The 23,187-nt window shown below is 67.9% G+C and carries 21 protein-coding genes; 3 read left to right on the top strand and 18 right to left on the bottom strand.

Annotated features, from left to right (window positions below; genetic code table 11):
• Positions 1–12: 12 nt before the first annotated feature.
• The 4 genes from B3587_RS00415 to rsmA all read right to left on the bottom strand — a co-directional run bounded on the left by B3587_RS00415 (position 13) and on the right by rsmA (position 3,378).
• Positions 13–315, bottom strand: coding sequence for a DUF427 domain-containing protein (locus B3587_RS00415; RefSeq protein WP_292725725.1), 303 nt, complete (start codon positions 313–315; stop codon positions 13–15).
• A gap of 148 nt (positions 316–463) precedes the next feature.
• Positions 464–1,438: a 4-(cytidine 5'-diphospho)-2-C-methyl-D-erythritol kinase gene (locus B3587_RS00410; protein ID WP_292725723.1), complete on the bottom strand. Its 975-nt coding sequence runs from the start codon at positions 1,436–1,438 to the stop codon at positions 464–466.
• Positions 1,435–2,514 carry an aldo/keto reductase gene (locus B3587_RS00405; protein ID WP_292725721.1) on the bottom strand — a complete coding sequence of 360 codons (1,080 nt, stop codon included), beginning with the start codon at positions 2,512–2,514 and terminating at the stop codon, positions 1,435–1,437. The genes B3587_RS00410 and B3587_RS00405 overlap by 4 nt, the downstream gene beginning before the upstream one ends.
• A gap of 9 nt (positions 2,515–2,523) precedes the next feature.
• Complete coding sequence (rsmA, locus tag B3587_RS00400; RefSeq protein WP_292725719.1) at positions 2,524–3,378, bottom strand: 16S rRNA (adenine(1518)-N(6)/adenine(1519)-N(6))-dimethyltransferase RsmA; 855 nt, start codon at positions 3,376–3,378, stop codon at positions 2,524–2,526.
• A 92-nt stretch (positions 3,379–3,470) separates the two neighbouring features.
• Between rsmA and B3587_RS00395 the strand changes: the two genes are divergently transcribed.
• Complete coding sequence (locus tag B3587_RS00395) at positions 3,471–4,919, top strand: sugar porter family MFS transporter (protein WP_292725717.1); 1,449 nt, start codon at positions 3,471–3,473, stop codon at positions 4,917–4,919.
• Positions 4,920–4,925: 6 nt separating this feature from the next.
• Here the strand turns inward: B3587_RS00395 and hemL are convergent, their stop codons facing one another.
• From hemL to hemE, 8 genes are all read right to left on the bottom strand, one after another.
• On the bottom strand, positions 4,926–6,239 hold the full coding sequence (gene hemL, locus B3587_RS00390) for a glutamate-1-semialdehyde 2,1-aminomutase (RefSeq protein ID WP_292725715.1): 1,314 nt from the start codon (positions 6,237–6,239) through the stop codon (positions 4,926–4,928).
• Positions 6,236–7,237, bottom strand: a complete 1,002-nt coding sequence (hemB, locus tag B3587_RS00385) for a porphobilinogen synthase (RefSeq protein ID WP_292725714.1) — start codon at positions 7,235–7,237, stop codon at positions 6,236–6,238. The genes hemL and hemB overlap by 4 nt, the downstream gene beginning before the upstream one ends.
• Before the next feature lie 62 nt (positions 7,238–7,299).
• Positions 7,300–8,073: a uroporphyrinogen-III synthase gene (locus B3587_RS00380; protein WP_292725712.1), complete on the bottom strand. Its 774-nt coding sequence runs from the start codon at positions 8,071–8,073 to the stop codon at positions 7,300–7,302.
• Positions 8,066–9,043, bottom strand: a complete 978-nt coding sequence (hemC, locus tag B3587_RS00375; RefSeq protein WP_414683101.1) for a hydroxymethylbilane synthase — start codon at positions 9,041–9,043, stop codon at positions 8,066–8,068. The genes B3587_RS00380 and hemC overlap by 8 nt, the downstream gene beginning before the upstream one ends.
• A complete protein-coding gene (locus B3587_RS00370) occupies positions 8,986–10,200 on the bottom strand; it encodes a ferrochelatase (protein WP_414683100.1) in 1,215 nt (404 codons plus the stop codon). Before B3587_RS00370 ends, hemC begins: the two co-directional genes overlap by 58 nt.
• Complete coding sequence (gene hemQ, locus B3587_RS00365) at positions 10,197–10,892, bottom strand: hydrogen peroxide-dependent heme synthase (RefSeq protein WP_347424886.1); 696 nt, start codon at positions 10,890–10,892, stop codon at positions 10,197–10,199. The genes B3587_RS00370 and hemQ overlap by 4 nt, the downstream gene beginning before the upstream one ends.
• A gap of 30 nt (positions 10,893–10,922) precedes the next feature.
• Complete coding sequence (locus tag B3587_RS00360; protein ID WP_292725708.1) at positions 10,923–12,332, bottom strand: protoporphyrinogen/coproporphyrinogen oxidase; 1,410 nt, start codon at positions 12,330–12,332, stop codon at positions 10,923–10,925.
• Entirely contained in the window at positions 12,322–13,443 is a 1,122-nt protein-coding gene (gene hemE / locus B3587_RS00355) for a uroporphyrinogen decarboxylase (protein WP_292725706.1), read from the bottom strand. Before hemE ends, B3587_RS00360 begins: the two co-directional genes overlap by 11 nt.
• 41 nt (positions 13,444–13,484) lie before the next feature.
• Here hemE and B3587_RS00350 point away from each other — a divergent pair, with 41 nt between their 5' ends.
• Together B3587_RS00350 and B3587_RS00345 are read left to right on the top strand one after the other, a co-directional pair.
• Positions 13,485–14,744 (top strand): glutamyl-tRNA reductase, encoded by a 1,260-nt coding sequence (locus tag B3587_RS00350; RefSeq protein WP_292725704.1) that lies wholly within the window; start codon positions 13,485–13,487, stop codon positions 14,742–14,744.
• A gap of 6 nt (positions 14,745–14,750) precedes the next feature.
• Positions 14,751–15,836 (top strand): LacI family DNA-binding transcriptional regulator, encoded by a 1,086-nt coding sequence (locus B3587_RS00345; RefSeq protein WP_292725702.1) that lies wholly within the window; start codon positions 14,751–14,753, stop codon positions 15,834–15,836.
• Here the strand turns inward: B3587_RS00345 and B3587_RS00340 are convergent.
• The 6 genes from B3587_RS00340 to chvE all read right to left on the bottom strand — a co-directional run bounded on the left by B3587_RS00340 (position 15,818) and on the right by chvE (position 23,170).
• Positions 15,818–16,699 carry a TatD family hydrolase gene (locus B3587_RS00340; protein ID WP_292725700.1) on the bottom strand — a complete coding sequence of 294 codons (882 nt, stop codon included), beginning with the start codon at positions 16,697–16,699 and terminating at the stop codon, positions 15,818–15,820. The genes B3587_RS00345 and B3587_RS00340 overlap by 19 nt on opposite strands.
• A complete protein-coding gene (gene metG / locus B3587_RS00335) occupies positions 16,696–18,273 on the bottom strand; it encodes a methionine--tRNA ligase (protein WP_292725697.1) in 1,578 nt (525 codons plus the stop codon). Before metG ends, B3587_RS00340 begins: the two co-directional genes overlap by 4 nt.
• A complete protein-coding gene (gene rsmI, locus B3587_RS00330) occupies positions 18,270–19,121 on the bottom strand; it encodes a 16S rRNA (cytidine(1402)-2'-O)-methyltransferase (RefSeq protein WP_292725695.1) in 852 nt (283 codons plus the stop codon). The genes metG and rsmI overlap by 4 nt, the downstream gene beginning before the upstream one ends.
• 53 nt (positions 19,122–19,174) lie before the next feature.
• Complete coding sequence (gene mmsB, locus B3587_RS00325; RefSeq protein ID WP_292725693.1) at positions 19,175–20,413, bottom strand: multiple monosaccharide ABC transporter permease; 1,239 nt, start codon at positions 20,411–20,413, stop codon at positions 19,175–19,177.
• 23 nt (positions 20,414–20,436) lie between these two features.
• A complete protein-coding gene (mmsA, locus tag B3587_RS00320) occupies positions 20,437–21,966 on the bottom strand; it encodes a multiple monosaccharide ABC transporter ATP-binding protein (RefSeq protein ID WP_292725691.1) in 1,530 nt (509 codons plus the stop codon).
• A 70-nt stretch (positions 21,967–22,036) separates the two neighbouring features.
• A complete protein-coding gene (chvE, locus tag B3587_RS00315; RefSeq protein ID WP_348681271.1) occupies positions 22,037–23,170 on the bottom strand; it encodes a multiple monosaccharide ABC transporter substrate-binding protein in 1,134 nt (377 codons plus the stop codon).
• Positions 23,171–23,187: the final 17 nt, after the last annotated feature.

Genomic DNA, 23,187 nt, shown 5'->3' with positions numbered 1-23,187 from the left:
GGCGGCACCGGGTCAGTCGATGACCGACACGTCCTTCCCGAAGGCGACATAGCCCGAGAAGTCAGCCCCCACACGCTCGAACGCGCTGGGATACGGCGTCGGGTATGCCCACGCGCCGTCCGAGTGAGTAACCCCGTCGGCGACGATGTCGTAGTACTGGCACACGCCCTTCCACGGGCACGTGTAGGGAGTCGGACTCTCGACCAGTGCGCCGGCTACGATGCTGCTCGGCGGGAAGTACCAGTTCCCCTCGATGGAGAGGAGATCATGGCGGGAAGCTTCCGCGATGACAACGTTGTCGATGACACCCTTCATGGTTCTCCGTTCGTCGGGACGGCCGATTCGGCTTCGAATCACGCTACCGGAGGCCGGGGACATCGCGGGCGGTTCTGACCGAAGCGGAAATCCGGCGGTAATGTCCGCAGCCCGTCAGAAGCACCCGCGGCCTTGTCAGACCAGTCGGTCAGATCAGTCGTGCGCCGGGAACAGGGCCATGTGCGTGAAGGGCCGTATATCCCGCGGCCGACATGGTGACCTGCAGTTCCAGGGCCGATTCGAGATCCTCGGCGAGGAACGCTGTGGTGGGACCCGACCCGGAGACGATCCCGGCCAAGGCGCCGGCCCGGTCTCCCAGATCGAGCACATCGCCGAGCTCGGGCCGCAGCGACAGTGCCGCCTCCTGCAGGTCGTTGTGAAGGTGACCGGCGAGCTCCTCGGGGTCGCCGGAACGGAGGGCGTGCAGCACGCCCGTCGCCACCGCGGGGTCTGCGCCACCGTGGCGAGCGTCCGATATGCGGTCGAGGCGAAGTGCGCCGGTCGACGGATGCCCGGCCGACGCGGTCCGCGCGCGAAGCCGGTCGAGCTCGCTGTAGACCGCCGGCGTGGACAGTCCGCCATCGGCGAGCACGATGACCCACTCGAAGCGGCCTGTCGCGAGCGCGGGACTGAGCCGATCTCCGCGCCCCAGGCCAACTGCCGTTCCTCCCATCAGAGCGAACGGCACGTCGGCGCCGAGCCTGGCAGCCAGGCGCTGCAGCTCGGCGGAACCCACCTCGGTCCCCCACAGTGCATCACAGGCGACGAGGGCTGCCGCAGCATCCGCGGAGCCGCCGCCCATGCCACCGGCTACCGGAACGTGCTTGTCGACCGTGAGGTGCACCCCACCGTCGTACCCCGTGTGTTGAGCGAGGATCCGCGCCGCCCGCAGCGCGAGGTTCCGATCATCGAGCGGGACTGCCGACACATCGACTGAGCCGGTGACCTCGAGCCGGAAGTCGTCCGCCGCCACGGCCCACACGTCTTCGAACAGAGAGACAGCCTGGTACGCGGACGCGACAGCGTGGTAGCCGTCGTCGAGGAGCGGACCGACCTCGAAGTACACGTTGAGTTTGCCCGGAGCCCGCACCCGGACGACGTCTGTGCGAAGCGGCGCCGTCACGAGTCCGAGGGATCCGCCCAGATCGGACCCGACGGCGAGAGATCGACGCCGTCGGTGAGAGCGTCGATCTGCTCGAGCTCCTCGGTGTCGAAAGCCGGGCCCGCGATCGCTGCCAGGTTCTCGTCCAGCTGATCGGGACGCGATGCGCCGATCAGCGCCGAGGTGACGACCGGGTCCCGCAGCACCCACTGGATCGCCATCTGCGCGAGGCTCTGGCCCCGCTGCCGGGCGATCTCGTTGAGACCACCCAACAGCGAGCGGCCGTGCTCCGACACCCGGTCGGCGGGAACCGAATTGCGGTTCTGTGCCCGGTCGGCGGCCGCACCGCTGAGGTACTTGTCAGTCAGAAGCCCCTGCGCGAGGGGCGTGAACGCGATAGCCCCCAGACCCTCCTGACGCAGCACGCCGGTGAGGCCATCCTCGACCCAGCGGTTGAGCATCGAGTACGACGGCTGATGGATGACCAGCGGAGTACCGAGACTGCGAGCCACCGCAACCGCGATCGCTGTCTGCTCTGCGGAGTACGACGAGATGCCGACGTAGAGGGCCTTCCCCTGGCGCACGAGCGTGTCAAGCGCCGCGATCGTCTCTTCGACCGGGGTGACCGGATCCATCCGGTGCGAGTAGAAAATGTCCACGTACTCGAGGCCCATGCGCCGCAGCGACTGATCGGCGCTGGCGAGGATGTACTTGCGCGAACCGTAGTCGCCATACGGGCCCGGCCACATGTCGTACCCGGCCTTGGACGAGATGATCAGCTCGTCGCGGTACGGCGCGAAGTCTTCGCGCATCATCCGCCCGAAGTTCGTCTCGGCAGACCCGTACGGGGGTCCGTAGTTGTTTGCGAGATCGAAGTGCGTGATCCCGGAGTCGAAAGCGTGCCTCAGTAGCTTCCGCTGGTTGTCGAACGGGATGTTGTCTCCGAAGTTCCACCACAGTCCGAGCGAGATCGGCGGGAGGTAGAGGCCCGACGTGCCCACCTGGCGGTAGTCGGTGATGGAGTAGCGGTCCTCGGATGCCGAGTAGGGGCGGTGGATGTCGTTTCGGCTGCGCGAGAATCGCTGCTCGTCGGTCATGCTTCGAGGCTAGCGCGGGTCCGACGAGGTTGCTCTGGCGATGCGCAGGAACTGCTCGGCCGTCAGCTCCTCGCCGCGGGCAGTCGGCGCGATCCCGGCGCGTTCGAGCGCGACGGATGCCTCGAGCGCGCTTCCGCCGAGCACCGCGGCAAGCGCCTGACGGAGCATCTTGCGGCGCTGCTGGAACGCGGCGTCGATGATGCGAAAGGTCAGGATCCGCTCCTCCTCCGAGCCCAACGGTTCGGAGCGTTCGAAACCGACGAGCACGCTATCGACGTTGGGAACGGGCCAGAAGACCTGACGTGACACCGTCCCGGCAAGTCGCCACGCTCCCCACCATGCAGCCTTGACGCTCGGCGCCCCGTACACCTTCGACCCGGGCGGGGCGGCGAGCCGCTCCCCTACCTCGGCCTGAACCATCACGACCCCCCGGGCGATCGACCGGAAGGTCTCGAGGAAGTGCAACAGCACCGGAACCGACACGTTGTAGGGCAGATTGGCCACGAGCACTGCCGGGTCGCCCGGAAGCTCGGTCACCCGCAGGGCATCCTGATCGATGACCCGCAACGCACCCTCGGGAACGCCGTGAGCGGATGCCGTGGCGGGCAGACGCTCGGCGAGGCGGTGATCGATCTCGACGGCGGTGACCTCGGCTCCGGTCTCCAGAATTGCGAGCGTCAAAGAGCCGAGCCCGGGGCCGACCTCGACGACGTGCTCCCCGGTCTGAACGCCGGCAAGGTGCACGATCTTGCGCACAGTGTTGGCGTCGACGACGAAGTTCTGTCCGAGTTTTTTGGTCGGGGTGACGTCGAGATCTGCGGCCAGCGCCCGCACTTCCGCGGCGCCCAGGAGGGTGACGGGCATGGGTTCACTGTAGTTCGCCTCACGCGCGGACTTCGCGAATCGGGTAACCGGAATCCGTCACGCGCCGCCGCGGCGGGAGTACGGTGAGTCGCGTGACATCCTCATCTGACGCGCTCCCCACGGGGACGTTCTCCCTCAATAGTGCCTATGGTCGCCGCGCCGTCGGCCTGTCCATCGCCGCTGCTGTCGGTGGATTCCTCTTCGGCTTCGACTCCTCGGTCGTCAACGGTGCTGTCGAGTCGATCCAGAGCGACTTCGCCCTCAACGACTTCGTCACCGGGTTCATCGTCGCCATCGCGCTGCTCGGTTGTGCAGTCGGCGCGCTCATAGCAGGCAACCTCGCCGACCGCTGGGGGCGCCTCCGGGTCATGTTCCTCGGCGCGATCATGTTCTTCGTCAGCGCGATCGGAACCGGTCTCGCCTTCTCGGTCTGGGACCTCGGTTTGTGGCGCGTGGTCGGCGGTATCGGCATCGGTATCGCGTCAGTTGTCGCGCCCGCCTACATCGCTGAAGTCGCGCCCCGGCAGATCCGCGGCTCGCTCGCCTCTTTGCAGCAGCTCGCGATCACGATCGGTATCTTCGCGGCGCTCCTGTCGGATGCCTGGCTCGAGGGCATCGCGGGCGGCGCCGACAACGTGCTGTGGTTGGGCCTGGAAGCGTGGCGCTGGATGTTCCTGGTCGCCGTCGTGCCCGCGGCCGTGTACGGCATCCTCTCGTTCACCGTGCCCGAGTCACCGCGCTACCTGATCAGCAAGGGCCGCACTGACGAGGCGCGGGCGATCTTCGCACGCCTGGTTCCCGCGGTCGATCTCGACAAGACGATAAACGAGCTGACCCTCGCCATCGAGACCGACAAGAAGAACGCGGGGGTATCGATCCGCGGCAAGGCTCTCGGACTGCAGCCGATCGTCTGGATCGGCATCATCCTGTCGGTGTTCCAGCAGTTCGTGGGCATCAACGTGATCTTCTACTACTCGACGAGCCTGTGGAACTCGGTCGGCATGACCAACGCACCGCTGATCAGCGTGATCACGAGCGTCACGAACGTGCTCGTGACGCTGATCGCGATCTTCCTGGTCGACCGCGTCGGACGAAAGCCGATCCTGCTCACCGGTTCGGTGCTCATGGCACTGTCGCTCGGGACGATGGCGCTGGCCTTCTCGTTCGCTACCGGTACGGGTAAGGACGTCCACCTGGACGGCGCGTGGGGACCCATCGCTTTGGTCGCAGCGAACCTATTCGTCATTGGATTCGGCGCCTCGTGGGGACCGCTCGTCTGGGTGCTCCTGGGAGAGATCTTCCCCAGCCGCATCCGAGGTAAGGCCCTCGGTGTTGCTGCCGGCGCTCAGTGGATCGCGAACTTCCTGATCACCATGACCTTCCCGGTGATGTCGAGCTGGTCGCTGCCGCTGACCTACGGCATGTATGCGACGTTCGCCGCGCTCTCGTTCTTCTTCGTGTTGTGGCGGATCCCCGAGACCAAGGGGATGGAGCTCGAGCAGACCGAGACCCTCTTCACCCGCCCCAAGGCCAAGGCCTAAGACACGTCAGGCGCGGGCGGATGCTGCGGCGCGCGCCGCGGCGGGGAGGGCGTCGACGATCCGGGCCAGCGCCGCATCGTCGTGCGCGGCGGTGAGGAACCACGCCTCGAACGCCGACGGCGGGAGCGATACTCCCGCATCGAGCATCGCGTGGAAGAACGCCCGATACCGGAAAGACTCCTGCCGCACGGCAGTCTCGTAGTCAGCGACGCCGGTGGCGACATCCTCGCCCCAGAACACGCTGAAGAGATTCCCCGCCCGCTGGATGCCGTGAGCAACGCCCTCGCGTGTCAGAGCGACCCCCACCGCGGCCGAAAGCTCGTCGGCGGCGCTACCGAGTCGCGCGTAGACCGCGGCATCCGCGAGTCGGAGCGTCGCAAGCCCCGCAGCCACCGCTACCGGATTCCCCGACAGCGTGCCGGCCTGGTACACCGGGCCGAGCGGCGCGAGGAGCTCCATGACCTCCGCGCGGCCCGCGACTGCCGCGACGGGGAGGCCGCCGCCGACGACCTTGCCGAACGTGAACAGGTCGGGCGCGTAGGTCTCGCCCGCGGCATCCTGCAGCCCCCAGAACCCGGCAGGGCTGGCGCGGAAGCCGGTGAGCACCTCGTCGAGGATGAGCAGAGCGCCGTTCTCGCGACATGCGCGGGCAAGCAGGGCGTTGAAGCCCGGATGCGGCGGGACAACCCCCATGTTCGCAGCGGCGGCTTCCGTAATGACGGCAGCGATGCGCCCCGGGTGCTGGGCGAAGACTCCGGCGAGCGCATCGGGGTCGTTGTAGGGGATGACGACAGTCTGAGCCGCCACGGCCTCTGGCACCCCCGCTGAACCGGGCAGCGCGAGGGTTGCAAGTCCCGAGCCCGCCTGGGCGAGAAGCCCGTCGGAGTGCCCGTGGTAGTGGCCCGAGAACTTCACGACGAGATCTCGCCGTGTGAAGCCGCGGGCGAGGCGAACGGCGGTCATCGTCGCCTCGGTGCCTGTCGAGACGAGCCGCACCCGGTCGACGGCACCTACCCGAGCCGTGATCTCCTCGGCGAGTTCGGTCTCGGCTGGCGTGCTCGCGCCGAACGAGAGACCGCGGGAGGCGGCCTCGGTGACTGCCGCAACGACCTCCGGATGCGCGTGACCGAGGATCGCCGGCCCCCAGCTGGCGACGAGGTCGACGTACTGGCGGCCATCGGCATCCGTCACGTAGGGCCCTCGGGCGGATACGAAGAACCGGGGTGTGCCGCCGACCGAGCCGAAAGCCCGCACCGGCGAGTTGACGCCCCCGGGCATTGCCGCTTGCGCGCGGGCGAAGAGCTGATCGTTGTGGGTCATCGCGCACCCCCCGCGTTGTGCCCGTCGCGCAGTGATCGCCCGACCTCCAGGGCCCAGTACGTCAGGATCGCGTCTGCTCCCGTCCGACGGATGCCGACGAGAGACTCGATGATCGCGCGGTCACGGTCGATGGCACCCGCCGCAGCTGCGAGCTCGACCATCGCGTACTCCCCCGACACCTGGTACGCCCACACGGGGATCGGCGAGTGCTCGGCTACGGCCGCGAGAACGTCGAGGTAGGGGCCCGCGGGTTTCACCATGACGATGTCGGCGCCCTCCTCGATGTCGCGGGACGCCTCCAGCAGCCCCTCCCGGCCGTTCGCCGGGTCGAGCTGATATGTCTTGCGGTCACCGACGAGCGTGGATTCCACGGCGTCACGGAACGGGCCGTAGAACGCAGACGCGTACTTCGCCGAGTACGCCAGGAGCACGACATCCGTTCGCCCCGCCGCGTCGAGTGCTTCGCGAACCGCGGCGACCTGACCGTCCATCATTCCCGACAGACCCAGGATCTCGGCCCCCGCGTCAGCCTGCGCGAGCGCCATCGCCGTGTACCGATCGAGCGTCGCGTCGTTGTCGACCCCACCCCGCGCATCGAGGACACCGCAGTGTCCGTGGTCGGTGAACTCGTCAAGGCAGAGATCTGCCTGCACAGTGAGCCGTCCAGCCGCCGCTGTCCGGGCGACGCGGATAGCGCGGTTGAGGATGCCGTCCGGGTCGGTCGCGCCCGACCCTGTCGCGTCACGAACGAGCGGCACACCGAACAGCATGACGCCGCCGAGCCCGGCATCCGCCGCCGCGTCAACGACCTGCGGCAGCGTCTCGAGCGTTTCTTGCCGCACTCCCGGCATCGTCGCGATGGGCTGCGGTTCGTCCCGCTCGGTCACGAACACAGGGAGCACGAGTGCGGATGCCGACAGCGTGTGCTCAGTGACGAGTCGGCGCATCGCGGGGCTCTGTCGCAGGCGCCGCGGGCGGTGGGTGGGATAGGTCGTCATGGACGGAACTCCGGGGTGCAGATCGGCGAGAGGAAGGACAACTCGGCTGGAAAGAGGACAACTCAGCTGGGGGAAGGACAACTCGGCGAGAGGGAGGACAGCTCGGCGAGGAGGGATTCGATGGATTGTTCGGGGGCGGTCAGCGTCACGGTGAGGGCCCGGCGTTCGGCATCCCGGGTCGTGCCGGGCCCGAGCGAGGCGAGGACCGTGTTCGGCGGAAGCACGCCGACCTGGTGACTGAGTTCGCGCACGACGCTCGTCGAGGTGAGCAGCACCGTGTCGATCCGCCCCGATCGCAGATCGTCGACGATCTCATCCGGAAGGTCGACCCCCACCGTCCGGTAAGCGATACAGACTTCCACGTCGTAGCCGCGGACTTCCAGCTCGTCGCTGACGACCGCCATCGCGAGGTCGGAGCGCAACACGAGGCACCGCCCAACGCGCGCCGGCTCGTGCGCTGAGCACCACTGCTGGGTGAGGGCCAACGCCGACGAGCGCCCGGCGGGAATGAAGTCGACCTCGAACCCGGCATCCACGACAGCGCGAGCGGTTGCACGCCCGACCGCGGCGACGCGCGTGGCAGCAGGAATCTCGATGCCCGCAGCGCGCAGGTGTTCGACCGCAGCGGCACTGGTGATGAACACCCAGTCGTAGGTGCCGGCGGCGAGGTCGGCGAAGAACCGGTCCCGGGCCTCGAGGTCGCGCGGGGGCTTGGTCTCGATCAGCGGCGCAATCACGGGCACGGCACCGCGGTCTACAAGAAGGCGCGCGACGCGCTCACCCCATGCTCCACCGCGCGGCACGAGCACCGTGCGTCCGGCGAGTGCTTCAGTCATCGAGCTCATCGACCCCGCGATCTCGGAGCACCCGCACGACCCGTTCAGCAAGCGCCGCCCGGCCCGCCGGTTCGGCGACGACGGCGACTGGCGCGGCGTCCTCGACACGGATGCTGCGCGACCCGTCACTCCGGTAGACCGTCGCGGCGACCTCCACGCTCTCGCCGTTCTGGATCGCAGAGATACCGACAGGCGCAGCACAGCCGGCTTCGAGCTCTGCGAGCACCGCCCGCTCCACGAGCGCGGGGATCGCGGCGGCAGGATCGTTCAGGCCCCGCAGGGTGCGGCCCAGCTCGGTGGTCGTATCAGCCGTGCGGATCTCGATCGCCAGTGCCCCTTGACCTGCCGAGGTCGGCCACGCGTGCAGGTCGAACAGCTCGGCGATCTCGCCGTCCCGACCGATCCGGCGAAGGCCCGCTTCTGCCAGGACGATCGCGTCATACTCGCCGTCTGTGACCTTGCGCAGGCGCGTGTCGACATTGCCGCGGATGTCGGCGACAACGAGATCAGGCCGCCGCTCCAGCACCTGAGCGGCCCGGCGCGGGGAGCCGGTCCCCACGCGCGCGCCGGCGGGGAGCTCCGCAAGGGTCACGCCGCCGCGCGAACACAGGGCATCGCGCTGACCCTCGCGCTCGGGAACCGCGATCAGCGTGAGGCCCGGGTAGGCAGCGTTCGGCAGGTCCTTGAGGGAGTGCACGATCAGGTCGCACTCCCCCGCGAGCAACGCTTCGCGCAACGCCGTCGCGAACACACCCGTGCCGCCCAGCGACGCGAGAGAACCGGTGGCGACATCGCCGTGCGTCGTGAGGGGGACGAGCTCGACCTCGAGGCCCGACGATGCTGTCAGCATCCGGGCTACCGTTCCGGACTGCGTCATCGCCAGCGTGCTGGCCCGGGTCCCCAAGCGCACGGTCACGGCGTCAACCCCGCGAGTGCCGGGCGGAAGCCCAGCCTGGCGTTCTCGCAGCATCCGGGCCGGCACACGTCGAACCAGGGACCGAGGGACGTGACCCGCTCGCGCTGCGACGCGGGCGTACCCTGCAGCCGCTCCTCGATGAGGTCAACGAGGCCCGCGACGTAGGTGGGCGATGTTCCCGGGGTCGCGGTGCGTACGGCGACAAGACCGAGCTCGGTGGCGGTCTCGATGGCTTCGGTGTCGAGGTCCCACATGACTTCCATGTGGTCGCTGACAAACCCGAGGGGAACGATCAGCACTCCGCGCCGGCCCTGCGCGGGCAGCGCGGCGATCGCGTCATTGACGTCGGGCTCGAGCCACGGCACCGACGGCGGCCCTGAGCGGCTCTGGTACACCAGCTGCCAGGGGCTCTCGGACCCGAGCGTTCGCATGATCTGCTCCGCGACGGCGGTGTGCTGAGCGGCATAGGCGCCGCCCGGCCCGAAGTCGCGGTCGCGCGGACCGGAGCGTTCGGCATCGGCGACGGGAATCGAGTGCGTCGAGAAGAGCACCTCGATCTCGTCCGGCTTCTCGATGCCGTGCTCTCGCAGCTTCTCCAGCCCCGACCGGATGCCATCGACGAAGGGAGTCACGAAGCCCGGGTGATCGAAGAACTGGGCGACCTTGTCGATCTGCAGCTGCTCCCCGACACCTGTCGCCTCGAGCGCATCGGCGAGGTCCTCCCGGTACTGCCGGCACGACGAATAGGAGCTGTAGGCGCTCGTTGCCAGCGCCAGGACGCGGCGGTGTCCGTCGGCGTGAAGCTGCTGCACGGCGTCGGCGACGTACGGCATCCAGTTGCGATTTCCCCAGTACACCGGCAGGTCGATGCCGCGCGCGCGAAGCTCGGCATCGAGGGCGGCGACCAGGTCGCGGTTCTGCTGGTTGATGGGTGAGACCCCACCGAAGTGGCGGTAGTGGTGCGCGACCTCCTCGAGGCGCTCGTCGGGGATGCCGCGGCCGGCCGTGACGTTGCGTAGAAACGGGATGACGTCATCCTGCCCCTCGGGTCCACCGAACCCGAGCAGCAGCAGCGCGTCGTACGCGACGGGTTCTTCCACGTGTGCCGGGCCGGATTCCGCCGCGGGCGTCGCACCGCACACCGCAGCCCCCGGCGCGCAGTAGGCACCGGTCGCGTGCGGGGGCTTGGGCCGGAAGTTCTCGGCGGTCACGACAGGACGTCCTCGAGCTCGCCGACCTCGACGCGTCTCCCGGTGAAGAACGGGACTTCCTCACGCACATGACGGCGGGCATCCGTCGCGCGAAGATCGCGCATCATGTCGACAAGGCTCAGCAGGTTGTCGCTTTCCAACGGCAAGAGCCACTCGTAGTCGCTGAGCGCGAAAGTCGAGACCGTGTTGGCCACGACATCACGGAAAGCGCTGCCTTTGCGGCCGTGCTCGGCGAGCATCGCTGAGCGCTCCTGCTCGGGAAGCAGATACCACTCATAGCTGCGCACGAACGGGTAGAGGCAGAGCCATTCGCGGGGTGCCTCCCCGCGCAGGTATCCGGGAACATGTCGCTTGTTGAACTCGGCCTCGCGGTGAACGCCCATGGCACTCCACGTGATGCTCGCCTCGCGCAGCGCCGAGGTGCGACGAAGCCTGCGCAGTGCAGCCTGGAGTGCAGCCGGGTCCTCGCCGTGCAGCCACACCATGAGGTCGGCATCCGCGCGCATGCCGGTGACGTCGTAGAGCCCGCGCAGGGTCACGCCGGCGGCGGGAAGCTCTGCGACCTCGCGCTCCAGGTCACCGAACTCCGGCGCCGCCACACGCGGCACCTCAAGCACCGTGAAGAGGGTGTAGCCAGCGGGCGTCGACTCAGCCTCGGGGCTCGAGGCGGTGGGGGTTACGGGATCGGTCACGATTCCTCCAGTCAGAAGCGGCGGTGCGGGTCAGGAAGCGGTGGATGCGAGCGACGGCGCCGCGAACGCGTGGATCAGGGTTGCGGCGAGCTCGCGCGCGTGCGGCACCACCGAGGCAAGGCCGGTGCCCGCCACGGCGGCGCCGGCGAGGTGCAGGCGGGGGTCAGCGGCGATGACGGGCGTCGTGGACGACGACGAGGACGCATCCCAGCGGCGCACGTGCAGCTCGCGCACGTCCTGCGGCGCCACCGAAACTCCCGTGACGGCGCTGATCGCCGCCGCGACGGATGCCTCATCGAACGCGCCTGTGACGCCGTCGCGCGCCGAGAGCCGGACGACGTGGTGGTGGGGCTCGAGTTTCTCATCGAGCCACTGCCACTTGGCGTTGGCGTGCGTGAGCGCCTTCGCACCGATGGGTGCAGCGTCGGCGATCAGCGCTCCCGTGCCGACCGGGTGAGCATCCAGGCCCGGCGAACGCACGAGCGCGATCGCCAGCTCGACCGGCGTTTCGTCACCATCACTGTGCTCGCCGAGGAGTCGGAGCGCCTCGTCGCGACCGGTGGCGATGACAACGGTTCGGGAGCGGATCGCGGTGCTGCCGGCATCCACGCTCAGCACCTCGTCGCGTGCCCCGTGGCCCACGCTTTCCCGCGTGCTTTCGGCACCATGGATGCGACGAACCGGGGTATCGAGCAGGATGGTCGCCCCGGCGGCGCGGGCGCGGGCTGCCAGTTCGACGGGCAGCCGCCACATGCCACCGACGATCCCCGCGACAGCGCTGCCGGGGCGGGGCCCCGCGGCAAGCTCGGCGACGGCATCCGTCAGCGCGCCGGTCTGCATGAACCGCTGCCAGAGCTGCGGGTGCACCACCGAGAGCTTCAGGTCGCGGGCAGAGCGCGAGTAGACGCCGCGGCAGACGGTGTCTACCACCGCGCTTGCCAGGTCATCACCGAGTCGTGTGGCGACGAGGTCGTAGAGCGAAGGCTCCTCGGCGGGCACGGGCAGCACCTGCTCGGCGCGGGGCGGTACGAGCGCCAGGATGTCGGCAGCGCTGGGATCGGCGGGGATCCCCAGGACGCTCTGTCGCGGGAGCGGGGCGCGACGGATGCCGGAGTCGCCGCCGGCAACGAGCCACGCCCCGGCGGGGTTCGGGGCCGTGACAGTGACGGGAAGCTGCCAGCGGTCGATGAGATCTGTCACGCCGGTCGTTCGGGTCGCGAACGACTCGGCGCCGGCATCCGCAGCGACCTGCCCACCAGCAGCGCCCACACCAGCACCGCCGGCGATCATGACCGGCGCGAGCATCCCCCCGACGCGGTCGGAGGCGTCCACGACGACGGTTCGGAGTCCAGCCGCGGCGGTTTCAGCGGCAACGACCAGGCCCGCCATCCCCGCGCCGACGATGCACACATCGACGATCTCGTCCGTCTCAGCGGGCATCGTGCACCATCGTGACAAGATCCGTCAGCACGTCAGGATCCGTCTCGGGTGGCACGCCGTGCCCGAGGTTGAAGACGTGAGCGCGGGCGACCTTACCTGCGGCGATGATCCGGGAGACCTCCGCGGCGCGGACCTCGGCGGGAGCGAACAGCATGGCGGGATCCAGGTTCCCCTGCACTGTCACCTCTCGCCCTACCCGCTCCAGGGCCTCGTCGAGATCGATCCGGTGGTCGATTCCGACGACGTCGAGATCGAGGCTCGCGATGTCGGCGAGAAGGTCGCCGGTGCCGACACCGAAGTGCGAGAGCGGGACCCGCAGCATCCCGGAGTCCGCGGGCGGTTCGATCTGCCGCACGTGAGCGAGTGCTCGAGCGGATGCCGGGAGCGCTGCCTGCCGGTACAGGCGCGGGGAGAGAGAACCAGCCCAGGAATCGAACAACTGCGCAGCGCTGGCGCCGGCCTCGATCTGGAGGGCGAGGAAGCGTCCGCTGATGTCGGCGAGCCACTGTGTGAGCGCGTCCCACCCGGGCGGGTCCTCGTGGATCAGGCGGCGCGCGGCGAGATGGTCCTTCGAGGGCCCGCCCTCGACGAGGTAGGCAGCGAGGGTGAACGGGGCGCCCGCGAAGCCGATGAGCGGGAGCGGCGTGCCGCGAGTAACGGACTCGGCGGCGAGCATCTTGGTCGTGCGGCGCACAGCCTCGATGATCGGCCCGCCCCGCTCGGTGACGGTCCGCGGGTCGATCGCGGTGACCCGCGCGATGTCGGCACCGGTGCGAACCGGTTGGGAGAAGACCGGACCCCGGCCCGCGACGATGCGCACGTCGATCCCCGCCAGCATCAGGGGCACGACGATGTCGCTGAAGAAGATCGCGGCATCCACGCCGTGACGGCGCACGGGCTGCAGCGTGATCTCACTCACGAGCGCGGGGTCGAGGCAGGCGTCGAGCATCGAGCTGCCCTCACGCAGCGCACGGTACTCGGGAAGGGAACGCCCCGCCTGCCGCATGAACCACACGGGGGTGATAGCTGGTCGGTGTCCGACGAAGGCGCGGATGAGGTGCGAGTCCTTCGTCGCGTGCGCAACGAACGGATGCTGATCGGAGAGCTGCATAGTTAATCGATATACTAACCAGTCGACGCGAGGAGGAAGCGATGCTGGTCTGCCTATCGGCCAACCATCGGGCTACCCCGTTCGCCTCTCTTGAGCGCCTGGCCGAGGTGGGTGGCGAGGTCCGCCGCGACATCCCCCTCGCCCACGAGTCGATCGGCGGAGCCGTCGTGCTTGCCACCTGCAATCGGTTCGAGGCCTACCTCGATATCGACCCCGACGAGGGCCACTCTGCTGAGTCCGCCGTCACTGCCGCGCTCGGCGAGCTGGCCGATGCCTCGGGTATCGACTACCGAGAGCTGCGCGAAACGCTCGATGTCACCGTCGGCAATCGTGTCGCGCATCATCTGTTCGCCGTGGCGTCGGGCCTGGACTCGGTCGTGGTCGGCGAGGACGAGATCGCGGGTCAGGTCACGCGCGCCTACGAAGACGCCCGCGGCGAGGGGATGACGACCCGCGCCCTCGAGCACCTCTTCGAGCGCGCGAAAGAAACATCGCGGACCGTCAAGAACTCGGCGCGCGTGGGGGAATCCGGTCGTTCTCTGGTTCGACTTGCCCTGGAGCTCGCCTCCTCACGGATCGCCGACTGGTCAAGCGCCCGCGTGCTCCTGATCGGGACCGGTCAGTATGCCGCGGCAGCATTGGCGGCACTGCGCGCGCGCGGCGCGCGCGGCATCCGTGTTCATTCGGCCTCCGGTCGCGGCCCCGCGTTCGCCCAACGACACGGACTGATCCCGGTCGACCCGGAATCGTTTCCCGCCGAGATCGCGTCGGCCGATGTCATCGTGACCTGCACGACCCGGGTCGTGCTCGGCGGCGACGAGCTGGATGCCGGTCGCGCCGCGGTGACAGCCGCAGCCGAGCGGCTCCTGGTGATCGACCTCGGCATGCCCCGGAACGTCGCCGCCGACGTGCAGGCGCGTCACGGCGTCGAGGTGCTCGACCTCGAGACGATTCGCTTGCACGCACCGCTTGACGAGTTCGCCTCGCTCGCCGATGCGAAAGCGATCGTCGCCGACGCAGCGCTCCGCCACGCCGGGGCAGGTCGGGTCCACGATGTCGCGCCGGCGGTTCGAGCGGCGCGAGGGTGGGTTCAACAGCTCCTGGATGCTGAGATCGCGCGCCTCCCCGAGAACCCCTCGGAGAGTTCGCTGAAGACCGAACGGGCGCTCCGGCATTTTGCCGGCGTGATCATGCATCACGTCGTTGCGCGCGGCCATACACTGGCGTCCTCCGGGGAGGGCGAACGCTGGTCAGCAGCGGTCGAGACAGTTTTCTCGGAGGCGCCGAATCCCGGCACGTGAGTGAGCATGACCCAGCAGCCCGACCAGACACCGATCCCGTTGCCGCGCGCGCGGGTCACGGTGAAGGATGTCGCGGCGAGAGCTGGCGTGTCCACCGCCGCGGTCAGTCAGGCACTCAATGGCCGGGGCGCGCTCAGCGCCGACACCAGACAGCGGATACTCGATGCCGCGACCGAACTCGGATACTCCCCCGACCGCTACGCCGCAGCGCTCCGGCGCGGGCGAACACTCTCGATCGGGTACGTCGCGTCACCGCCGCTTGACCCGGTTCGCGAGGCCACTCAGGCGCAATACGCCATGCGACAGCTCAGTGCCCTCGTTGACGCCGCAGCCGCGCACCACTTCACGGTCACGGTCATCCCCTATGCGCGCCCGGAGCTGCTGCGCAGCGCCCGGGTAGACGCCGTGTACGCGCCCGACGCCCGCGAGAGCGACCCACTGCTGGCGATCGCTGCAGCGCAGAGCATCCCCGTCATCACCAATGACCTCCCCCTTCCGCCGGACGCAGGGATGTGGATCCGCACCGGATACGAGGATGCCGCGACCGCGGCCCTTGACCTGCTCGCTGCCAGTGGCGCCACGAACATCGGGCTTCTCACCGGCGAACCGGGGCTTCCCCGTCTGGAGATCGGCGAAAGCGTCTACCAGCAGTGGTGTGCCAGCCGCGGCCAGGCCCCGATCGTCGCCCGGGTGGATGCCGCGAGCCTGGAGCTTGCGGGGAGCATCCGTGAACTCCTGCTGCACGGTGTCGACGGGCTGTTCTCGTTCGCGCAGGAGGGGCCGCGCCTGTTCCTCGACCTCGCCGCGCTCGATGTCGTCTTGCCGCGGGATCTGCAGCTTGTCGCGCTCTGTCTTCACGACTGCGCACTCAACCGCCGCCTGAGCGTGACGCACGTGTGCGTCCACCCCGAGCTCGCTCCCGCGCTGCTCTTTCCCGAACTCGTGAACGCGCTGGAGACGGCGAGCACCCCGAGCTCGCCGGTCGTGCTGCCGTGGGAGTTGGAAGGTGGATCAACGACCCGCGCGACCCCGAGCCGCATCCGCCGGGACGACGGGGTCCCGCGCGCTTCCGTTCAGGCGAACGTGCCGTAAACCTCGAGCGTGTTCGCGGCGACCTGGGCGGCGAGCTCGTCGACGGAAACACCCAGCTCTGCTGCCATGAAGCGCAGGGTGATCGGCACGAGATACGGCGCGTTGGGGCGCCCACGGTGGGGTACCGGAGTGAGAAAGGGCGCGTCGGTTTCGACCAGGATGCGCTCCGCCGGGGTCACGGCGAGCGCATCGCGCAGATTCTGCGCGTTCTTGAACGTGATGTTGCCCGCGAAAGAGAGGTAGTAGCCGCGGTCGGCGGCGATCCGCGCCATCTCGGCATCCCCGGAGAAGCAGTGGAAGACGGTCTTCTCGGGCGCGCCAACGCTCTCGAGCAGGCGCAGAACCTCGTCGTGCGCGTCCCGGTCGTGGATCTGCATTGCGATGCCGTGCTTTTTGGCCAGAGCGATGTGCGCCTCGAAAGACCGGTACTGAGCCGGCTGACCCTCGGCATCCGTGCGGAAGAAGTCAAGCCCCGTCTCGCCGATCGCCCGCACCCGAGGGTGGGCGGCAAGCTCATCGATCGCCGCGATCGCCTCATCGAGGCCTCCCGCCGCCTCGTAGGTCGGTGCCTCGTTCGGGTGGATCGCCACCGCTGCGAGAACCTGCGGGTGATGCTCCGCGGCCCACACCGCCCACCGCGACGACTCCACGTCACCGGATGCCTGCACCACACCCGCGATCCCCGCCGAGGCCGCGCGGGCGAGTTGCTCCGACAGGCCCAGCGGGTCGTCGCCGTCCACGATCTCGAGGTGACAGTGGTTGTCGTACACCGGAACAGCCACCGGCTCAGGCAGCGGGGGGTAGGTGAGGTCACGCCGACCCGATGCCGACCTCTCCCGCACGTAGGCGCTCGGGTCGCTCACGCGGGCTGCTCGACCCGGGGGAACAGCGGCGCCAAGCCATTGATCGAGGTGCCCGGCTTCAGCTGACCCCAACTCCCCGCCTCGCGAAGGGGCTGATCCTGCAGCCGGCCGATGGTCTCGGCAGCGCCGAGGGCGATCCAGAGCTTCTCGGTCGAGATAGGCATCACCGGCGAGAGCAACTGAGCAAGCGCGCGCAGACCCTCGGCGGCGGTGTACAGCACGGTCTCCAGCCGCGCACGCTGCGCGTCATCCTTTGCAAGGGCCCACGGCTCGTTCTCGGTGATGTAGCCGTTGAGTTCGTCGACGATCGTCCAGATCGCGGCGATGGCCTCGTCGATCCGGAACCGCTCGATGGCCGCATCCGCCGCCGACGCCGCGTCGGCGACGACACGCTGGATCGCCAGGTCGGCGTCAGTGTACTGTGCGGGCGGCGGCACGATCCCCTCGAAGTACCGCTCGATCATCGCGACCGTCCGCGAGGCAAGGTTTCCGAACCCGTTCGCCAGCTCCGCCTGGTAGCGCGCGGACAGATCCTCCCATGAGAACGATCCGTCCTGACCGAAAGCGATGGCCGACAGGAAGTAGAAACGGTATGCGTCTGAGCCGAAGACGTCGGTGATCTCGGTCGGGGCGATGCCGGTGAGCTTGGACTTCGACATCTTCTCGCCGCCCACCAGGAGCCAGCCGTGCGCGAAGACGCCGCGGGGCACCTCCACACCGGCTGCCATGAGCATCGCCGGCCAGATGACGGCGTGGAAGCGCAGGATGTCTTTTCCGACGACGTGATAGGCCGGCCAGCGTCGCGCGAACTGCTCGGGGTCGGATCCGTAGCCGACGGCGGTGGCGTAGTTCAGGAGCGCGTCGACCCACACATAGATGACGTGCGAGGGATCCCACGGCACCTTGATCCCCCAGTCGAAGGTCGACCGTGAGATGGAGAGGTCCTTCAGTCCACTGCGGACGAAGGATGCCACTTCGTTGCGCGCGGACTCGGGTCGCACGAAGTCGGGCACGCTCTTGTAGAGCTCGAGCAGTCGGTCCTGGAACTCGCTGAGCTTGAAGAAGTAGTTCTTCTCCTGCAGGAGCTCGAGCGGCTTCGAGTGGATCGCACAGACCTTGAGACCCTCGAACGCCCCCGTGCCGTCCATGATCTCGGCCTCGGTCTTGAACTCCTCACAGCCGACGCAGTACAGCGCCTCGAATTCGCCGGCGTAGATGTAGCCGTTGTCGTAGATCGCCTGGACGAACTGCGTCACACGCTCCTCGTGCCGGGCCTGGGTCGTGCGGATGAAGTCGTCGTTGGCGACATCCAGGGTGCGAAGCAGCGGGAACCACGACTCACCCACGAGGCGATCGACCCACTCCTGCGGTGTCGCACCGTTCGCGGCAGCAGCCCGCAGCATCTTCTGTCCGTGCTCATCGGTGCCGGTGAGCATCCAGGTGTCGTCACCGGACTGCCGGTGCCAACGCGCGAGCGTGTCGACGGCGACCGTCGTGTACCCGTGGCCGATGTGGGGGACATCGCTCGGGTAGTAGATCGGCGTCGTGATGTAGAAAGAACTGCCGGAACTCACCCGTGAAGTCTAGTTCGGGCTGATGCCGCCTCGCGGGTCTGTGACAGCGATGCGTTGTAGAGCTCACGCGACGAGTGCCCGGATGCTGCGGCGACGTCGGCGCAGGCATCCTTCAGGCGTTTGCCCTGCGCGAGGAGATCCGAGACGTACGCCACCGCGTCCTCGAACGACATCGCGGGCCCCGCAGCGCCGCCGACGACGATGACGATCTCACCTTTGATCCCCTCGGCCGCCCATGTTGCGAGCTCCTCGAGGGATCCGCGGCGCACTTCTTCGTGGAGTTTGGTGAGTTCGCGGCAGACGGCGGCGGCGCGATCGGCGCCGAGGACCTCGGCCATGTCGGCGAGGGTCTGGGCGCACCGTCCAGGTGATTCGAAGAACACCATCGTGCGGGATTCGGCACGCAGAGCCGACAGTGCCCCGCGCCGCTCCCCCGCCTTGCGCGGCACGAAGCCCTCGAACGTGAAACGATCGGTCGGGAGGCCCGACACCGCCAGCGCCGCGAGGACCGCACTCGGCCCTGGCAGGACGCTCACTGCGACGCCGGCATCGGCCGCCGTGGCGACGACCCCGAATCCCGGGTCGCTGATGGTCGGCATCCCCGCATCCGAGAGCAGGAGCACATCGCCTTCGCGCGCGAGATCGACGATCTCCGCTGCGCGCGCCTTCTCATTGTGGTCGTGCACGGCGATCAGTCGGGGCCGGTTCTGGATGCCGAGCGCGGCGAGGAGCCGCTGCGTCGTCCGGGTGTCTTCGGAGGCGACCACCTGCGCATTTTCCAACGCGTCGATGAGGCGCTGGGACGCGTCGCCGAGATTCCCGATCGGCGTGGCGGCAAGGATGATCACGGCCCCAGCCTAGGCCGGTCGCCTGAGGCTGGGGCCGCGCCCGTCCGACTGACTCAGCTGTTGCCGGAGCGTCGCTTGTTGTAGACGTCGAAGGCCACGGCCAGCAGCAGCACGAGACCCTTGACCGCCTGCTGCCACTCGATACCGATGCCCATGATCGACATACCGTTGTTGAGCACACCGATGATGAGGCCACCGATGATGGCTCCACCGATCGTGCCGACACCACCCTGAACCGCCGCGCCACCGATGAAGGCCGCCGAGATCGCCTCGAGCTCGAAGCCGTCACCGGCCTTGGGCCCCGCGAGGTTCAGACGCGCGGTGAAGATCAGGCCGGCCAGAGCGGCGAGGAAGCCCATGTTGACGAACAGGAGGAAGTCGACGCGCCGGGTCTTGATGCCCGACAGCTCGGCGGCGTGCCGGTTCCCGCCGATCGCGTATACGTGCCGACCGAAGACGGAGCGGTTCATGACGGTGCCGTAGAACAGCACGAGCACGGCCAGGATGATCAGCGTGACCGGGATGCCCTTGTACGACGCGAGCGCGAACATGAAGAAGCCGATCGCGGCCGCCACGAGGAGGAGCTTCACGATGAACCAGACGATCGGGTCGACCTCCTGGCCGTACTTCAGACGCGCGGCGCGCGAGCGCACCTGATTGAGGACGAGCAGCACGATCGCGGCTGCGCCGACCAGCAGCGTGAAGATGTCGGGCGTGCCCTCACCGAAGACGCCGGTGAGGAATCCGTTGCCGAGGGCACGGTACTCCTCGGGGAACGATCCGATGTTGGCGTTTCCGAGCACGACGAGGGCGAGGCCTCGGAAGATGAGCATGCCGGCGAGGGTCACGATGAAGGCCGGAATACCGACGAAGGCCACCCAGAAGCCCTGCCACGCTCCCACGACGGCGCCGATCAACAGCGACAGCACGATCGCAAGCCACCACGGCAGGCCCCACTGCACGGCGAAGACACCCGAGAGCGCACCGATGAAGGCTGCCACCGAACCGACCGACAGGTCGATGTGGCCGGCGATGATGACCATCACCATGCCGATCGCGAGAACGAGGATGTAGCCGTTCTGGACGATCAGGTTCGAGATGTTCTGGGGTCGCAGCAGGATGCCGTCGGTGGTGATCGTGAAGAAGATGACCACCGCGATCAGGGCGATGAAGATGCCGTTCTTGCCCAGGTCGGCGAGGATGTTGCTGAACCAGCGGGTGAACCGGTTGTCGGGCGGGTTGACGAGCGCGCCAGCCGCCGTGGACTCTGTGTTCTGGGTGTCGTTGGACATGGTGTGTTCTCCTGCGGGGCCCGTCAGCGGGCCTTTTCCATGGTCATGAGCTTGAGGACTGACTCGGGAGTCGCGTCCTCGACGGGCAACTCACCGGTGATCCGCCCCTCCGAGATGGCGTAGAGGCGATCCGAGATCCCGAGAAGTTCGGGCAGTTCCGACGAGATGACGATGATGCCCTTGCCTGCGGCTGCCAGCTTGTTGATGATCGTGTAGATCTCGTACTTGGCGCCGACGTCGATCCCGCGCGTCGGTTCATCGAGGATGAGCACGTCGGGATCCGAGTAGATCCACTTCGACAGCACGACCTTCTGCTGGTTGCCACCCGAGAGCTTGCCCGTCTTGACGAGCACGTTGGGAGCCTTGATGTTGAGGTCGCGGCGGTACTCGTTGGCGACCGCATACTCCTTGTTGTCGTTGACGAGCCCGAGACGCTCGAGCTTGCCCAGAGACGCCATCGAGATGTTCCGCTTGATGTCTTCGATGAGATTGAGTCCGTAGGTCTTGCGGTCCTCGGTGGCGTAGGCCAGTCCGTTCTCGATGGCCTCCGCGACCGTGCGTGTCTTGATCTCGCGACCGCGCATGAAGACCTTGCCGGTGATCTTGCTGCCGTAGCTGTGACCGAACAGGCTCATCGCGAACTCGGTGCGCCCGGCGCCCATCAGACCCGCGATGCCGACGATCTCACCGGCGCGGACGTTGATCGACACGTTGTCGACGACGACGCGGGACGGATCTTGCGGGTGGTGCGCCGTCCAGTCCTCGACGCGCAGGAGCTCCTCGCCGATCTGAGGATCATGGTCGGGATAGCGATGCTCGAGGTCGCGGCCCACCATGTCCTTGATGATGCGGTCCTCGGTCACGTCGTCGCGGGCGATCGTCTCGATCGTCTTGCCATCGCGGATGACGGTGACGGTGTCGGAGATCTTCTTGATCTCGTTGAGCTTGTGGCTGATGATGATCGACGTGATCCCCTGCTCCTTGAGCTGGAGGATCAACTCGAGCAGGTGGTCGGAGTCCTCGTCGTTGAGGGCGGCCGTCGGCTCGTCGAGGATGAGCAGCTTCACTTCCTTGGAGAGCGCCTTTGCGATCTCGACGAGCTGCTGCTTGCCGACACCGATCTGCTTGATCGGCGTGCGGGGGTTGTCGCGCAGGCCGACGCGGGCGAGGAGCTCCGCGGCCTGGAAGTTGGTGCGGTTCCAGTCGATGAGACCGAGGGCTCCGCGCTGTTCGTTGTTCAGGAAGATGTTCTCGGCGATCGAGAGGTGCGGGCTCAGCGCCAGCTCCTGATGGATGATGACGATGCCCTTGGCCTCGCTGTCGCTGAGGCTGCGGAACGCGACCTCCTCGCCCTCGAAGACGATGGTCCCGTCGTAGGAGCCGTGCGGGTACACGCCCGAGAGCACCTTCATGAGGGTGGACTTGCCGGCGCCGTTCTCACCGCAGATCGCATGGATCTCGCCGCGCTCGACCTCGAGGTTGACGTTGGAGAGCGCCTTCACACCGGGGAAGGTCTTGGTGATGCTGCGCATCTCCAGGATGTTGTCGGTCATCGTGACTCCTTGTCCGAGGGCTCAGATCGGGCGGCGCGAGTGCGCCGCCCGACCGTGCCTTCGATCGTTCTTAGCCGTTGATCTCGTCTTCGGTCCAGTACCCGCTGTCCACGAGGACCTCGGTGATGTTGTCCTTGACGACGATCGCGGACTCCAGCAGGTACGACGGGACGACCTTCACGCCGTTGTCGTAGTCCGTGGTGTTGTTGACGTCGGGGCTCTCGCCGTTCAGGAGCGCGACCGCCATGTCGACCGCGACCTGCGCGAGCAGTCGGGTGTCCTTGAAGATCGTGGAGTACTGCTCACCGCGGTTGATGGCCTTGACCGAGTCGAGCTCGGCATCCTGACCCGAGATGATCGGCCAGCCGTCGCCGACCGTGTAGCCGGCGTCGGTGAGGGCCGAGATGATGCCTCGCGAGATGCCGTCGTAGGGCGAGAGCACGGCGTTGACCTTCGTACCGTCGGAGTAGTTCGCCGTGAGGATGTCCTCCATACGGCTCTGAGCGGTCTCACCGTCCCAGCGCAGCGTCGCGGCCTGCTGGAAGTCGGTCTGACCCGAACCGACGACGAGGGTTCCGTCGTCGAAGTACGGCTGAAGGGTGTCGATCGCGCCGTCCCAGAAGAAGTAGGCGTTGTTGTCGTCGGGCGAACCGGCGAACAGCTCGATGTTGAACGGACCGGTCGAGGCGCCCTCGATCGGCGTGCCGTCCAGCTCTGTCAGCCCGAGCCCGTTGAGGATCGACGTGGCCTGCTGCACACCCACCTGGTAGTTGTCGAACGACGCGTAGTAGTCGACGTTCTCGGTGTCGCGGATGAGGCGGTCATACGCGATCACGGGGATGCCGGCATCCGCAGCCTCCTGCAGGACGCTCGTGAGCGTCGTGCCGTCGATCGAGGCGATGATGAGCGCCTCGGCGCCCTTGGTGATCATGTTCTCGATCTGCGAGACCTGAGTGGGGATGTCGTCCTCGGCGTACTGCAGGTCGACGGTGAAGCCCTGCTCTTCGAGCTGCGCCTTGACGGCGTCGCCGTCCTGGATCCAGCGCTCGGAGCTCTTGGTGGGCATCGCGACGCCGACGAGGCCGCCGTCTCCGCCGCCGCCGTCGGTCGAACCGCCGCCACCGGAGCCGGAGCATCCGGAAAGCAGCAGGGCACCGGCGGCGAGGGTTGCCGCTCCGGCGAGCAGAATCTTTGTGCTCTTCACAGTGATTTCCTTTCTGA

It is taken from the genome of Microbacterium sp. UBA837 (assembly GCF_002296025.1).
GTDB lineage: Bacteria > Actinomycetota > Actinomycetes > Actinomycetales > Microbacteriaceae > Microbacterium.
This window is presented reverse-complemented; position numbering and strand designations above follow the sequence as displayed.